8 protein-coding genes are annotated in these 15,956 nt (G+C 72.9%); 7 read left to right on the top strand and 1 reads right to left on the bottom strand.

Annotated features, from left to right (window positions below):
• Nucleotides 1-91: 91 nt before the first annotated feature.
• Nucleotides 92-817, bottom strand: coding sequence for a TetR/AcrR family transcriptional regulator (locus ABZU76_RS20735; RefSeq protein ID WP_354871825.1), 726 nt, complete (start codon nucleotides 815-817; stop codon nucleotides 92-94).
• Nucleotides 818-896: 79 nt separating this feature from the next.
• Here ABZU76_RS20735 and ABZU76_RS20740 point away from each other — a divergent pair, with 79 nt between their 5' ends.
• The 7 genes from ABZU76_RS20740 to ABZU76_RS20770 all read left to right on the top strand — a co-directional run bounded on the left by ABZU76_RS20740 (nucleotide 897) and on the right by ABZU76_RS20770 (nucleotide 15,924).
• Nucleotides 897-1,337, top strand: a complete 441-nt coding sequence (locus tag ABZU76_RS20740; RefSeq protein ID WP_354871828.1) for a hypothetical protein — start codon at nucleotides 897-899, stop codon at nucleotides 1,335-1,337.
• A gap of 101 nt (nucleotides 1,338-1,438) precedes the next feature.
• Complete coding sequence (locus ABZU76_RS20745) at nucleotides 1,439-1,681, top strand: hypothetical protein (protein WP_220243477.1); 243 nt, start codon at nucleotides 1,439-1,441, stop codon at nucleotides 1,679-1,681.
• A 5-nt stretch (nucleotides 1,682-1,686) separates the two neighbouring features.
• Complete coding sequence (locus tag ABZU76_RS20750; protein ID WP_354872166.1) at nucleotides 1,687-2,445, top strand: ABC transporter ATP-binding protein; 759 nt, start codon at nucleotides 1,687-1,689, stop codon at nucleotides 2,443-2,445.
• Nucleotides 2,442-4,988, top strand: coding sequence for an FtsX-like permease family protein (locus ABZU76_RS20755; RefSeq protein WP_354871831.1), 2,547 nt, complete (start codon nucleotides 2,442-2,444; stop codon nucleotides 4,986-4,988). Before ABZU76_RS20750 ends, ABZU76_RS20755 begins: the two co-directional genes overlap by 4 nt.
• Before the next feature lie 98 nt (nucleotides 4,989-5,086).
• Entirely contained in the window at nucleotides 5,087-5,989 is a 903-nt protein-coding gene (locus tag ABZU76_RS20760; RefSeq protein WP_354871833.1) for a nucleotide disphospho-sugar-binding domain-containing protein, read from the top strand.
• A gap of 108 nt (nucleotides 5,990-6,097) precedes the next feature.
• Complete coding sequence (locus tag ABZU76_RS20765; protein WP_354871836.1) at nucleotides 6,098-11,224, top strand: type I polyketide synthase; 5,127 nt, start codon at nucleotides 6,098-6,100, stop codon at nucleotides 11,222-11,224.
• Entirely contained in the window at nucleotides 11,221-15,924 is a 4,704-nt protein-coding gene (locus ABZU76_RS20770) for a type I polyketide synthase (RefSeq protein WP_354871838.1), read from the top strand. The genes ABZU76_RS20765 and ABZU76_RS20770 overlap by 4 nt, the downstream gene beginning before the upstream one ends.
• Nucleotides 15,925-15,956: the final 32 nt, after the last annotated feature.

Below are 15,956 nucleotides of genomic sequence, written 5' to 3' on the forward strand. Positions count from 1 at the left end.
CTGAAAGCACCCCAATGCGGCGTTGGTTGCGCTGAGCGCACCGAACGCCGCATTGGGTGCGTTGAGCGCAACCAACGCCACATTGGGGTGGTCAGCGGGTCTGGGCGAAGCCCGCCACGCCGGCGACGACGTGGTCGAGGCCGGCCTCGAGGAAAGCTTCCGCCTCCGGTTGTGTTGCGGGGTACTGGCCTTCCTCGACCAGGCCGGCCAGGTGCGTCGAGCCGAGGCGGTCGAGGTGGGGCAGCAGGTGATCGCGCACAGCGGCGGCCTCCCCCGGGCCCGCCGGGGTCGCGAGGCGCGCGGCGGCGGCGTGGGCGAAGCCCGTCACCATCGTGACGCAACCGAGGAGGTGTCCTTTGTGGACGCCGGCGCGGGTGAGGGCGGCCAGGAGGAGCTCGGTCCACGCCAGGCGGTTGGGCGTGATCGCGTCGCCGCTGCGCGGCAGGTCCAGCAGCCACGGGCGGGTCAGCAACCGGTCGACGACGGCGCGAGCCCAGGCCCGTACGTCGGCGTGCCAGTCGTCGGAGGCGACCAAAGCCGGCGGCGGTGGGCCCCAGCCGGCGTCGGCGAGCAGCACCGTCAGCTCCTCTTTCGAGCTGACGTAGCGGTACAGCGCGTTGGTCGTCACGCCGATCTCGTGCGCTATGTTCGGCAGGGAGGCGCCCGCGGCGCCCTCGGCGTCGGCGAGCTCCACGGCCGCCGCGACGATCTGTTCGACGGTGTGCGCGGGCCGCGGTCCGCGCCGCGGCGGCGGGGCGCCGCCCCAGGCGAGTGTGAGCCCCGGGGGCCGTTCGGGTGTCGTGTCCCTGTCCAGCATGGTCCGCATCTTCCCTGGCGAGTACTCCGGCAGTAAACTGTGAGAGTCTTGCACTGATTCGGGCGGAGGGCGAGCGGACGTGATCGAGACCAAGCCGGTGGCTTCGGCCATCGGCAGGCTGCTGTGGCCGGAGCGTACGCAGGTCACCGAGCTGGACCGCAAGCTCGCGGTCACGCGGATCGAGCACGCACGAGATGAGGGGCAGTACGACGAAGCCGAGGCGGCGCAACGGCTCGCCCGGGTCGAATCGGCTGGTGACCACGCCGCGTTGACCGCCGGGGTGGCCGGCCGCGCGGAGGCTGCGGTGCCGGCGATCCTGCAGGCCGCGCCGCGGGTCGCTGCTGCCGTGTGGGCCGTGGCGAGCGTGGTCAACGTGCTGGTCTACCTGATCCTCGGCCTGGTCAGCGGCCACTGGGACGGCCCGTGGCCGATCTGGCCCGTGCTCGGCGGCGGCCTGATCGTGCTCGGCCTGTGGTCCACCCGTGAGCGCGACCGCCGGATGCGCCTCGCCGGCGAGTGACGCGCAACCCCTGACCTGGTGAAAAGGGTCCTGGGTTCCCCTTGGCGAACTGGTCCGCTAAACTGTGCAAGCCATACACAGTTCAACGATCGGGGGCCGAGATGGCCGAAACGACAGACAGTTCGACGGCCGGGGGGCGCACCACCGCTCTGAAGGTGGTGGCGATCGTGTGGCTGGTAGCCACCGGTGTGCACCTGCTGATCTGGCTGATCATGTGTGCCGTCACGCTGAGCCTGAACCACTCGCCGTTCTTCATCTGGCCGCTCATCGGCGGCGCCGTGATCGTGGTGCCCTGGTGGCTCGCGGTCCGCGGCCGGTCGAAGGAGAGGGCCACTCGGTCATGACGACGATGACGGCCACCGGGTCGCCCGTCCGGCTCGACTCGGTGAAGAAGACCTACGGGCGCGGGGAGAACGAGGTCGTCGCGCTCGCCGGCGTCAGCGTCGACTTCCCGCGCGGCAGCTTCACCGCGGTGATGGGCCCGTCGGGCTCCGGCAAGAGCACGCTGCTGCACTGCGCGGCGGGCCTCGACCGGCCCGACTCGGGCAGCGTCACGCTCGTCGGCACCGACCTCAAGGGCAAGAGCGAGACGCAGCTGACGGAGCTGCGGCGCGAGCACGTCGCGTTCGTGTTCCAGTCGTTCAACCTCATGCCGGCGCTCAACGTCGAGGAGAACATCACGCTGCCGATGCTGCTCGCCGGTCGTGAGCCGGACCGGGCGTGGATCGCGCAGGTCGTGGGGCGGGTCGGGCTCACGCACCGCGTGAAGCACCGTCCCGGTGAGCTTTCCGGCGGCCAGCAGCAGCGCGTGGCGATCGCCCGCGCGCTCGCGGGCCGGTCGGAGGTGACGTTCGCCGACGAGCCGACCGGCGCGCTCGACACGAGCACCGCGCTCGAGGTGCTCGGCCTGCTGCGTGAGCTCGCCGACGCCGGCCAGACCATCGTGATGGTCACCCACGATCCGGTCGCGGCTTCCTTCGCCGACACGGTTCTGTTCCTTGTGGACGGTCAGATCGTGACGCGTATGGCCGCCCCGGCCGTGGAAGCCGTGGCCGGCGAGCTGGCGCGCCTCGGCGCCCAGGCCAAGCTGGCGAGGGGGCAGCAGTGAGCCCGCGGCGCGTGGTGCTCCGGATGGCGCTGGCCAGCCTGCGGTTCCGCGCCGCCGCCTCGCTGGCGACGTTCGTCGCGATCCTCGTCGGCTGCTCGCTGCTCATCGCGTGTGGCGGCCTGTTCGAAACCGCGCTGACGCTCGACGCGCAGCCTCAGCGCCTCGCCGCGGCGCCCGTGGTGGTCGGCGGTTCGGCCGGGTTCAAGCTGCCCGACGAAGAGTCGCAGGTCGTGCCCTACAGCGAACGCGCCGGGGTGCCCGCGGACCAGCTGACGCGGCTGGCCGGCGTGCCCGGGGTGCGCCAGGTCGTGCCCGACGTCTCGTTCCCGGCAGTCCTCGTGACCGCGGCCGGGCCGCAGGCGGGCGGCGACGCGCTCGCCGGGCACGGCTGGGAGTCGGCCGCGCTGGCGCCGTACACGCTGGCGAGCGGCACGCCGCCGCAGAACACCGGACAGGTCGTGCTGGACGCGACTTCCGCCGCCGGGGTCCAGGTCGGCGGCCAGGTGGCCATCGCCGTGGACGGCGCGCAGCCGCGTGATTTCGTGGTCACGGGCATCGCGCACTCCGACGTTTCGGGGCCCGCGCTGTTCTTCTCGGCCGGTGACGTTCAGCAGTTCGCCACGCACCCGGGCACCGTCGACCTCGCCGGCGTGTTCCCGGCGCCCGGCGTCGACGCCGACGACCTGGCCGGGCGCCTCGCCGAGCAGGTCCCGGGGCTGACCGTGCTGACCGGCGCCGACCGCGGTTCCGCGGAGTTCCCCGGCATCGAGGCCGCCCAGCTGCCGCTGATCCTGCTCGCCGGCGTCTTCGGCGGCATGGTGCTGGTCGTGATGGCGCTCGTGGTGTCGGCGACGATCAGTCTCACTGTGCGGCAGCGCCAGCAGGAGCTCGCGTTGCTGCGGGCCACCGGCGCGACGCCGAAACAGGTGCACCGCATGGTGCTCTCCGAGACGATGGTGGTCGCGGTGCTGGCCGCGATCGCGGGGGTGTTCCTCGGCCGGTTCGTGGGCACGCGGATCTTCGCGATCACCACCGAGGACGGCGTTCTGCCGCCGCAGCTGGAGTTCAGCCAGGGGATCATCGCGTTCGCGGGCGGCTTGCTGCTGGCGCTCGGGATCTCGTTCGCCGCCGCGTGGTTCGCCGCGCTGCCGGCCGCGCGGTCCCGTCCGCTGCAGGCGCTCGCGGAGGCCTCGATCCCGTCGGCGAAGGTCAACGACGTGCGCAAGTTCGGCGCGAAGATCTTCGCCGGGTTCACGGTCCTGCTGGCCGTGGCGACGCTGTTCCTGCCCGTGGACATCGCCTCGGCCGCGTGCGGTCCGGCGGTGCTCACCGGTTCGATCGCCGTCGCGCTGATAGGCCCGGAGCTGATGGCCTACGTCGCCACGCGCTTCGGCCCGCTGATCCGGCGGGTCGGCGGCCGCGACGCGACGCTGGCCGTGATCAACTCGCGCACGCGCGCCGTGGCGTTCGCCGCGGTGCTCACGCCGATCACCCTCGCGACCGCGGTCGCGCTGGGCAACGTGTACGCGGAAACCACACAGCAGCACGCGATTGTCGGCGCGTACGCCGAGCAGCTGCAGGCCGACGCGGTGGTCGACAGCGGCACCGGGGCGGTCTCGGCCGACCTGGTGCGCGCCGTGCAGCAGGTGCCGGGCGTGGGCACGGTTTCGCCGCTGGTCACGAGCCAGGGCTGGATCGAGGAGCCCTACGACGGCAACGGCAGCGACCCGGGCCGGCTGCTCGGCGTCGACGCGGGTGACACCAGCGTGCTCGCCACTCCGGTCACGTCGGGGACGCTGCGCGACCTCACCGGCGACACCGTGGCGCTGCCCGAGGACATCGCGGACGACCTGGACCTCAAGCTCGGCGACACCATCACCATGCGCCTGGGTGACGGTGGCCAGGCGCACGTGCGGATCGTCGCGCTGCTGGACAGCCCTTCGGGGTACCCGAGCATCGTGCTGCCGGCGGCGTTGCTCGCGCAGCACACGACGTCCGGGGTCGCGAGCCGGCTGCTGGTGCGCGCGGCGGACGGGCAAGACGCCTCGGCCGTCGTCTCGGCCGTGACCGCGGCCACGCACAACTGGCCCGGGGTCGTGGTCGGCGACTCGGACACGCTGACGGAGAGCTTCGCCGCCAGCGCCGACGTCGAGGCGATGATCCACTACCTGCTGGCCGTGCTGGCGATCGCGTACGCGGCCATCGCTGCGGTGAACACCCTTGCGGTGGCGGTGCTTTCGCGGCGGCGGGAGTTCGGCGTGCAGCGGCTGGCGGGCGCGGGGAGGCGTCAGGTCCGGTCGATGCTCATGATCGAGGGCGGGATCCTGGCGGTGCTCGGGGTTGTGCTCGGCACGGTGATCTCGTTGTTCACCATGGTGCCCATGGCGATCTCGTCCGGGACCATCGTGCCGGTCGGGCCGATCTGGGTGTTCTTCGCGGTGATCGCGGCGGTGTTCGTGATCGTGTGGCCGGTCACCGCGCTTTCGGCCCGGCTCGCCATGCGGCGCAGCCCGATCGAGGCGGTGTCGCTGCCCGGGCAGTGACGTTTGTAGGGGTACGCGGGCCGGTTCCGGGTGGATAGTCTCGAATTCGACTATCCGCACCGGGCCGGCCCGGTTTCCCTTTTCTGGAGTGGATTTCCATGCGAGTACTCCTGGCCGCGCCGTCGTCGCCCGCCCGTCTGCGCACGCTCGTCCCGCTCGCGTGGGCGCTGCGCACCGCGGGGCACGATGTGAAGATCGCCGGACGGCCCTCGTTCGTCGAGGAGATCCTCAGCACCGGCTGCGTCGCCGTGGACCTCGAAGAGAGCGACGGGGAAACGCTCGCCGAATCGGCCGCGCTGGTCGAGTTCGTGAAGCTCTGGCGGCCCGAGGTCGTGGTCTCCGACGCGCTGGCTCCCGCCGGCACCGCCGCCGCCCGCGCGGGCGAGGCCGTGGCGGTGCGGCTGCTCGGCGCCGGTGACGAACCGTCCACTTCCGACGCGGACACCACGTTCGACGTTGTGCCTCCTTCGTTGCGGGACAACAGTTCGGGCGTGCGAGCCGTGCGGCACGTGCCGCACTTCGGCCCCGTCGTGGTGCCGAACTGGTTGCGCCGCAAGGCCCGGCGGGCCCGGATCCTGCTTTCACTCGACGACACCTCGCTGTTCGGCCCGGTCTTCGACGCCGTCGCCGCCGTGGACGTCGAGCTGCTGTGCGCGGCGGGCGCCGACGCGTTCGGCCCGGGGACCACGGTTCCCGCCAACGTGAAGCTCGTCGACGTGGCCCCGCCCGCCGCTGTGCTGCCCACCTGCGCCGCGGTCGTCCACGACGGCGATCCGGCCCTCGCGCTCGCGGCGGTGGCCCACGGCCTGCCGCAGCTTTCCCTGACCGGCACGGCTTTCACGACTCGCGTGGCCGAAGCCGGCGCCGGGTTCGTCGGGGCCGCAGGCCGGCTGGCCGACGTGATGGCCGACGACGCGGTGCGGGCCAAAGCCGTGGCGCTGCGCGAAGAAATCGCCGCGCTGCCGGCCGCGCACGCCGTGCTCGCCGAGCTGACGCGGTGATTGTGGGGCCGCCCCGGCCCCGTTAGGGGTGGGGCGGCCACCAGGGCCTCGGTAGCGTTTTCGACGTGGCACCTTCCACCCCTTTCCGCGGTTAGGTGGGTCGAATCCGTGAGTACCGAAAGCCCGTCCGGTGAGAACGAGCGCAAACTGCTCGGTTATCTCAAACGCGCGACGACGGAACTGCGCGAGACCAAACGCGCCCTGCAGGAATCGCGCGACCGCGACAGCGAACCCCTGGCGATCGTCGGCACGGCCTGCCGCTACCCGGGCGGGGTCCGGACGCCGGAAGACCTGTGGCAGCTGGTCGACACCGGCACCGACGCCATCGGCGAGTTCCCGGCGGACCGCGGCTGGCCGCTCGACACCCTGCACGACCCGACCGGCGAACGCCCCGGCACCACGAACACACGCGAGGCCGGTTTCCTCTACGACGCGGCCGAATTCGACCCGGAATTCTTCGGCATTTCCCCGCGCGAGGCGCTTTCCATGGACGCGCAGCAGCGGCTCATGCTGGAAACGGCTTGGGAAGCGCTGGAACGCGCAGGAATCGTGCCGGAAACCCTGCGCGGCAGCAGCACCGGCGTGTTCGCCGGCGTGATGTACCACGACTACGCGGGCCACGCGGCCGCCGGCAGCGTGGTGTCCGGCCGGGTCGCCTACACGCTCGGGCTGGAAGGTCCCGCGCTCAGCGTGGACACCGCGTGTTCCTCCTCGCTCGTCGCCCTGCACTGGGCCGGCCAAGCGCTGCGCCGCGGCGACTGCTCGCTCGCGCTCGTCGGCGGCGTCACGGTGATGGCGACGCCCGAGACGTTCGTGTACTTCACCGAGCAGCGCGGGCTGTCCGACGACGGGCGCTGCAAGGCGTTCGCCGCCGCGGCCGACGGCACAGGCTGGGGCGAGGGCGCGGGAATGCTCGTGCTGGAACGCCTTTCCGACGCGGTTCGGCTGGGCCACCCCGTGCTCGCCGTGGTCCGCGGCAGCGCGGTGAACTCCGACGGCGCGTCGAGCGGCTTGACCGTCCCCAATGGACCGGCACAGCAGCGGGTGATCCGCAGCGCGCTCGCGTCGGCCGGCCTCACGCCCGCCGACGTCGACCTCGTCGAGGGCCACGGCACCGGCACTAAGCTGGGCGACCCGATCGAGGCGCAGGCCCTGCTGGCCACCTACGGCCAGGACCGCACGGAACCGCTGTGGCTGGGTTCGCTCAAGTCCAACATCGGCCACACCCAGGCCGCGGCGGGCGTCGGCGGCATCATCAAGGTCGTCGAGGCCATCCGGCACGGAGTGCTACCGAAGACGCTGCACGTGGACGCTCCTTCGCCTCACGTCGACTGGGCTTCGGGCGCGGTCGAGCTGCTTACCGAAGCGCGCGAGTGGCCCGAGACCGGGCGGCCGCGGCGGGCGGCGGTGTCGTCGTTCGGGATCAGCGGCACCAACGCGCACGTGATCATCGAGCAGGCGGAAGAGCCGTCGTCAGTGTCGGAACTGACGGAGCCCGAGGTGACGGTGCCGGTGGTGGCATGGCCGCTGTCGGCCGATTCCTCGGACGCACTGGACGCCCAGGTACGGCACCTCGCCGAGCACCTCGACCCCGCGCTGTCGATCACCGACGTCGGCTTTTCCCTGGCCACAACCCGGTCCGCGCTGGACCACCGTGCCGTTGTCGTCGGCGCGAACCGCGAGGAACTTCTGGCCGGCGGTGGTGTGCGTGGCGTCCGGGGCACGGGCCGCACGGCGTTCGTCTTCACCGGCCAGGGCGCGCAGCACGCGGGCATGGGCCGGGAGCTCGCAGCCGCCTATCCGGTGTTCGCCGAAGCCTTCGACCAGGTGTGTGCGCTGCTCGACGCCGACGTGAAGGCCGCTCTGGACGACGGGGACCTGCTGGAGCAGACCGGATACACCCAGCCCGCGTTGTTCGCGTTCGAGGTGGCGCTGGCCCGGTTGCTCGAACACTGGGGCGTGCGGCCGGACTACGTGCTGGGCCACTCGATCGGTGAGCTGGCCGCGGCACACGTCGCCGGGATCCTGTCCCTTGAGGACGCTGCCACGCTCGTCTCGGCCCGCGCCAAGCTCATGCAGGCGTTGGCGTCCGGAGGCGCGATGGTGGCGGTGCAGGCGACCGAGGACGAGGTCACGCCGCACCTCACCGACGGGGTGAGCATCGCCGCGATCAACGGCCCCGGCTCAGTCGTGCTTTCCGGAACCGAAGACGCGGTCACCGCAGCCGTCGCGAACTTCGCCGACCGCAAGTCCACGAGGCTCAAGGTCTCGCACGCGTTCCACTCGCCGCTGATGGAGCCGATGCTGGCCGAGTTCGCCACCGTGGCGAAAAGCCTCACCTACACGAAGCCGCGGATCCCGATCGTCGCCACGGCCGGCGGCGATCCGTCCACTCCGGACTACTGGGTCCACCAGGTCCGCGCCGCCGTACGCTTCCACGACGGCGTGCAGACGCTGACCGGCCACGGCGCCACCACGTTACTCGAAGTCGGCCCCGCCGCGGTCCTCAGCGCGCTCGACGACACCTTCGTCCCCGCACAACGCAAGGGCCGGCCCGAAGCACACGCGCTGGTCACCGCCGTCGCGACGCTGCACACCCGCGGCGCCGACGTCGACTGGGCCGCGTTCTACGCCGGTGCCCGCCGCGTCGACCTGCCGACCTACGCCTTCCGCCGCACCCGCTACTGGCTGCCCGCGACCACCGCCTCGGGCGACCCGGTCGAGCACGGCCAGGAGCGCGGCGAGCACCCGATGCTCAGTTCCGTGGTGCGCGTGGCCCACAACGGCACGCTCGTGCTCACCGGTCGTCTGTCGGCCACCGGCTGGATCGCCGACCACGTCGTGCTCGGCTCGACGCTGTTGCCCGGCACCGCGTTCGTCGAGCTGGTCCGCCGCGCCGCGGACGAGGCCGGCTGCGGCACCATCGAGGAGCTGACTCTCGAAGCCCCGCTCGCGTTCGCCGAGCGCGGGGGAGCCGCGATCCAGGTGACCGTCGAGGCCGCCGACGAGCACGGCCGCCGCGCCGTCGCCGTGCACTCGGGCTCCGACGGCGAATGGCTCCGCCACGCGACCGGCTTCGTCGTGACGTCGGCCGCGGCTCCGGCGTTCGACCTCACCGCGTGGCCGCCCGCCGGCGCCACCGAGGTCGCGCTGGACGATCCGTACCTGACGCTGGCCGACCTCGGTTACCACTACGGCGAAGCCTTCCGGGGCTTGCGCGCGGTGTGGCGCCAGGGCGACGACGTCTACGCCGAGGTCACGCTCCCCGTCGGCCCGGAAGCCCGCGACTACGGCCTGCACCCCGCGCTGTTCGACGCCGCGATGCACGCCCAGCTGCTCGGCCCCGCACCCGAAGGTGACACGGCGCCGATGCTGCCGTTCGCGTTCTCCGGCGTCACACTGCACTCCGCCGGGGCCGCCGCGGCGCGGGTGCGCGTCTCACCGACCGGGCCGGACACGATCACGCTGCAACTCGCCGACGCCACGGGCGCGCCCGTGCTCACCGTCGACGCCCTCGCCGCGCGGCCGATCTCGCTCGACAAACTCGCCGGGGACTCGCTGTTCCGGACCACGTGGGAACCGGCCACTCCGGGGGCCGTGCTCGACGGCGTACGGGTGCTCGAACTGTCCACTCCGAACGGTCCCGCGCCCGCCGCGGCCCGCGCCATCGCCCGCGAAGTCCTCGCCGCGATCCGGGAAACCCTCGACGGCACCGACCGGCTGGCCGTCGTCACGCGCGGCGCCGTGTCCGTCGCAGGGGAGAACTCGCACCCGGCGCTCGCCACAGCGTGGGGCCTCGTGCGCGCCGCGGAAGCCGAGAACCCGGGCCGGTTCCTCCTCGTCGACGGCGACCCGATGGCTCTCACCAACGAGCCCGAGATCGCCTTCCGTGGCGGGCAGGCCTTCGTGCCCCGCTTCACCGCCGCCACGCCGGAACCGGGGGAGCTGGGCTGGACCGGGACCGTGCTCATCACCGGCGGCACCGGTGGGCTCGGCGCGGTCGTCGCTCGGCACCTCATCACGAACCACGGCGTGCGCAACCTGCTGCTCACCAGCCGCCGCGGCGCCAACGCACCCGGCGCCGCCGAGCTGCGCGACGAGCTCACCGCCCTCGGCGCCCACGTCACCATCGAAAGCTGCGACGTCACCGACCCCGACTCCGTGCGATCACTCCTCGACGGCACCCGCGTCACCGCCGTCGTCCACGCCGCCGGTGTCCCGTCGGCCGGACGCGTCGAAACCCTCACCGACGAGGAGACCGACCGCGTCTTCGCCCCGAAGGTCGACGGCGCCTGGAACCTCCACGAGCTGACCGGCGACCTCGACGCCTTCGTCCTGTTCTCCTCCGCCGCGAGCTCGGTCCTCGCCGCCGGCCAGGCCGGGTACGCCGCCGCCAACGCCTTCCTCGACCAGCTCGCCGAACACCGCCGGGCGCAAGGCAAACCCGCCACCTCCCTCGCGTGGGGCGCCTGGGCCGAGGACGGCGGCATGGCCGGCGAGCTCGACGCCGCCGACCTGCGCCGCCTCCGTCGCCTGGGCACCCCGCCGATGGCGACCGACGAAGCGCTGGCCTTGCTCGACGCCGGTCTCACCGCCGACGACGCCGTGCTCGCGCCCGTGCGCCTCGACCGCGCGGCGCTGAAGGCTCGCCGGGACGCGCTCCCGCCCGTGCTGCGCAGCATGGTCCGCCCGGCCGCGCCGAAGCGAGCGGCCCGTTCCGACGGCGCCGTCGCCGCCCGCCTGGCCACGGTGCCGGATGGCGAACGCGAGGCCTACCTGCTGGAGGTCGTGTCCGAGCAGGTCGCCGCGGTCCTCGGCTTCACGAGCGCGGCCGCGGTCGAGCCCGAGCGCGCGTTCCAGGAGATGGGGTTCGATTCCCTCACCTCCGTGGAGCTGCGCAACCAGCTCGGTGCGCTGACCGGCCTCAAGCTCACGGCCACGGTCGTGTTCGACCACCCGACGCCGGCCGCGCTCGCGCGCCGGCTGCACGACCTGCTGGGCGAGGGCCGCGGCCCGGCCGACCCGGTGCTGGCCGAGATCGACCGGCTCGAGGCGCTGCTTTCGGGCGCCGCCGGTTCGCTCAACGGCTCGACCGGCAAGGTCACCGCCCGCCTCGACGCGCTCGTGCGCAAGTGGGCCGACGCGCACGCCGGCCGGGAAACCACCGCCGACCTCGGCGAAGCCACCGACGACGAGCTCTTTGCCGTGCTGGACGACGAATTGGGCATCGGATGAACAGGCAGACCATGAGCAACGAGGACAAGCTCCGCGACTACCTGAAGCGCGCCACCGCGGACCTGCAGCAGGCCCGCCGGCGGGTGCACGAGCTGGAGGCCCGGGACACCGAGCCCATCGCGATCATCGGCATGAGCTGCCGCTACCCCGGGGGCGTGCGCACGCCGGACGACCTGTGGGACGTCGTCGACGAAGGCCGCGACGTGATCGGCGAGTTCCCGGCCGACCGCGGCTGGGACGTCGAGGGCGTGTACGACCCGACACCGGATCGGCCGGGCAAGACGTACACGCGCCACGGCGGTTTCCTCTACGACGCCCCGGATTTCGACGCCGACTTTTTCGGCATCAGCCCGCGCGACGCGCGCCGCGCCGACCCGCAGCAGCGCATCCTGCTGGAAGCGTCGTGGGAGGCGTTCGAACGCGCCGGGCTCGACCCGCACTCGCTCAAAGGCAGCCCCACCGGCGTCTACGCGGGCGTGATGTACCACGACTACAGCGGCGGCAGCCCCGACGGCAGCCTCGTGTCCGGCCAGGTGTCGTACACGCTCGGGCTCGAAGGTCCGTCCGTCTCGGTGGACACGGCGTGCTCGTCTTCGCTCGTCGCGCTCCACATGGCGGCGCAGGGCCTGCGGCGCGGCGACTGCACGCTGGCGCTGGCCGGCGGCGTGGCCGTGATGGGCACGCCCGAGATGTTCGTGGACTTCTGCAGCCGCCGCGGTCTCGCCGCCGACGGGCGCAGCAAGTCGTTCTCCGACGACGCCGACGGCACCTCGTGGGCCGAGGGCGTGGGTGTCCTCGTGCTGGAGCGACTGTCCGACGCACAGCGCAACGGCCACCGTGTGCTCGCCCTCGTGCGGGGCTCGGCGGTGAACCAGGACGGGGCCAGCAACGGCTTTTCCGCACCCAACGGTCCTTCGCAGGTCCGCGTGATCGAGGCGGCGCTGGCCGACGCCGGACTGTCGGTGTCCGATGTGGACGCCGTCGAGGCGCACGGCACGGGCACCGCGCTCGGCGACCCGATCGAGGCGCAGTCGCTGCTGGAGACCTACGGCCGGCGTACGTCGGGTGAGCCGCTGCAGCTCGGGTCGATCAAGTCGAACATGGGCCACCCGCAGGCCGCGGCCGGCGTCGCCGGGGTGATCAAGATGGTGCAGGCGCTGCGGCACGGCAAGCTGCCGCGCACGATCCACCTGGGCACGCCGTCGAAGCACGTCGACTGGACGTCCGGCGCCGTGGAGCTGCTCGCCGAACCGCGCGACTGGCCCGAAGTGGCGCGGGCGCGACGGGGTGCGGTGTCGTCGTTCGGGGTCAGTGGCACCAACGCGCACGTGATCCTGGAGCAGGCCCCGGAGACCGAAGCCGTCGAGCCGGCTGAGGCTCCGGTGTACCCGCTGGTGCTGTCGGCGAAGAACTCGGCCGCGCTGGCCGATGCCGCCGGCCGGCTGGCGGCGCACGTGGACGCCGGGCTCGCCGGGGTGGCGCACACGCTGGCGACCGGCCGGGCTCGGCTGGACCAGCGGGCCGTGGTCCTGGCGCACTATCCGGAGCAGGCCGCGGAGTCACTGCGGGAGTTCACGTCCCGGTCCGATGTCGTCACCGGTACCGCCGACGTCCGCGGCAAGACGGTGTTCGTCTTCCCTGGCCAGGGTTCGCAGTGGACCGGGATGGCGACGCGGCTGCTGAAGCAGTCGCCGGCCTTCGCCGAGCGCATGGCCGAATGCGACGCCGAGCTGCGCAAGTTCACCGACTGGTCGGTGCTCGCCGTTCTGCACGGAGAGCCGGGCACGCCGCCCGCGGACCGTGTGGACGTGGTACAGCCGATGCTGTGGGCCGTGATGGTGTCGCTGGCCGCGGTGTGGCGTGCGCACGGCGTCGAGCCGGACATGGTCATCGGCCACTCGCAGGGCGAGATCGCCGCCGCGAGTGTCGCGGGGGCACTGTCTCTTGAGGACGGTGCTCGCGTGGTCGCGCTGCGCAGCAAGGCCATCGGAGAGATCCTCGGCGGCTGCGGCGGCGGGATGCTCGCCGCGGGCCTGGCCGTGGCCGACCTCGAAGCCCGCCTCGGCGCGTGGGACGGCCGGATCTCGGTGGCCGCCGACAACGGCGCCACCTCCGCCGTGCTTTCCGGCGACGGTGACGCGCTCGATCAGCTGCGCGACCAGCTGGTTGCCGAGGGCCTGCGCGCCAAGCGCGTGCCGGTGGACTACGCGTCGCACTCCGCGCACGTCGAGCACCTGTCCGACCGCCTGCTGGCCGACCTCGGCCCGATCAGCCCGCGCCGCGGCGCGGTCGACATGACCTCCACGGTGACGCTAGAACCTGTCGGCGATTCCACTGTGGACGCCGCCTACTGGTTCGCCAACCTGCGCCGGACCGTCCGGTTCGCGCCGGTTGTCGCGCAGCTGGCCGCCGCCGGCTACACGCGGTTCGTGGAGATCAGCCCGCACCCGGTGCTGGCCATGAGCATCCAGGAGACCCTCGACGAGGCCGGTCACGCCGGTGCCGTCGCCGGGACCCTGCGCCGCGACGAAGGCGACCTGACGCGGTTCGCGACCTCGCTCGCCGAGTACTGGGTGCGTGGCGGTTCGGTCGACTGGCCCTCGTTGCTCCCGGCTGCCGGGATCGTCGACCTGCCGACGTACCCGTTCCAGCACAAGCGCTTCTGGCACGAGGACGAAGCCGCGACCCAGCCGACGACCACGCCGGTCGCCGACCAGGAGTTCTGGCAGGACATCGCCACGGGTGACGTCGACGCGCTGGCCGCTCGACTGGGTCTCGAGGCGCGGCCGCTCGCCGAGGTCGTGCCGGCCCTGGCCGCTTGGCACGGCCGCCGCGCCGAACTGTCCACCGTGGACTCCTGGCGCTACCGCGTGTCGTGGACGCCGATCGGCGGCGTCACCGGCGGCCTGACCGGCACGTGGCTGGTCCTCGCCCCCGCGGGCACCACTGAGCTGGCCGACGCCCTCACGGACGAGGGTGACGTCGTCCGCGTGTTCGTCGAGAGCACCGACGACCTCGCGACCCTGGTCGCCGAGGCCACCGCGGTCCGGCCGTTCGACGGCGTGCTCTCGCTGCTCGCCCTCGGCGCTGGCAACCCCGCGCTCACCACGATCGGGCTGCTGCAGGCCCTCGGCGACCTCGACGCGCCGGTCTGGGTCGTCACGCAGGGCGCCGTCGCCGTGGACGCGTTCTCCGACGCCGACCCGGCCGCCGCCATGGTGTGGGGCCTCGGCACGGTCGCCGCGCTCGACCGCCCCGGAACCTGGGGCGGCCTGGTGGACCTCACCGGCCCCGGCGACGCGGCGAAGCTGGCTGCCGTCGTGTCCGGAGTGGACAACGAGGACCAGGTCGCGATCCGCCCGTCCGGCGTCTTCGCCAAGCGCATGGTCCACGCGCCGCTCACCGGCGACGCTCCCGAGTGGACACCGCGCGGCACCGTGCTCATCACCGGTGGCACGGGCGCGGTCGGCGCGCACGTCGCTCGTTGGCTCGCCGCGAAGGGCGCCGAACACCTCGTGCTCACCAGCCGCCGCGGCCTCGACGCGGACGGCGCGCGCGAGCTGGTCGAGGAGCTGTCCGGTACCCGCGTCACCGTCGCCGCCTGCGATGTCACCGACGCGCAAGCGCTTGCGGCCCTGCTCGAAGAGCACCCGCCGACTGCCGTCGTTCACGCCGCCGGGGTCCTCACCCGCGAACCTTCCCTCGACGACGTCACGCCCGAGCAGTTCACCGCAGCCCTGGACGCGAAGGTCTCCGGCGCCGCCCTGCTCGACGAATTGCTCGGCGACACCGAGCTCGACGCCTTCGTGCTGATGTCGTCGGGTGCGGCGGTCTGGGGCACGTCAGGCCAGCCCGCCTACGCCGCCGGCAACGCCTACCTCGACGCCCTCGCCCGGCGCCGCCGCGCGAACGGCCGCACCGCCACCGCCGTCGCCTGGGGTTCCTGGGGCGGCGGGGGCATGGTCGACGCCGAGGCGAGCGACCTGCTGCGCCGCATGGGCCTGGCCGAGATGGCGCCGAAGCTCGCCGTCGAGGCGCTGGGCCAGGCACTCGCCCACGACGAGACGCACCTGGTCGTCGCGGACATCGATTGGGCCGCGTTCGCGCCGGTCTACCAGCTGGCCCGGCCGCGGCCCCTGCTGCGCGCGCTGCCGGAGGTCACCGCCGACGAAGCTCCGGTCGAGTTCACCGGCGACCTCGCCGGGAAGCTCGCCGGCCTGACCGCGCCCGAACAGCGGCGCACCCTGCTGGACCTGGTGCGCGGCGAGGTCTCGGCCGTCGCCGGCTACGACGGCGCTGGTTCGGTCGAGCCGGCGCGTGCGTTCAAGGAGCTCGGCTTCGACTCGGTGACGGCGGTCGACCTGCGCAATCGGCTCGGCGCCACCACGGGCCTGAAGCTGCCCGCGACCGTCGCGTTCGACCACGTGAACCCGCAGGCGCTCGCCGAGCACCTGTGGACGCAGCTGTGCGAGAGCGACGCCGAAGTGCCGCTGGAGGTGGAGCTCGACCGCCTGGAGGCCGTCGCCGCTTCGCTCGACGCCGCGGAGATCGACCGGTCGCGCATCGTCGCGCGGCTGCAGGCGATGGTCACCACCCTGCACAAGACGTTGGCCGGCAGCGGAGGTGGCGCGGAAGCCGCACTGGAGGCCGCGACCACCGACGAGCTGTTCGCCCTCATCGACAACGAGCTCGGCGCCTGACACCCGCCCACTGCAGCGACAAGAGGAATCTG

This window comes from Amycolatopsis sp. NPDC005232, assembly GCF_040607795.1.
GTDB lineage: Bacteria > Actinomycetota > Actinomycetes > Mycobacteriales > Pseudonocardiaceae > Amycolatopsis.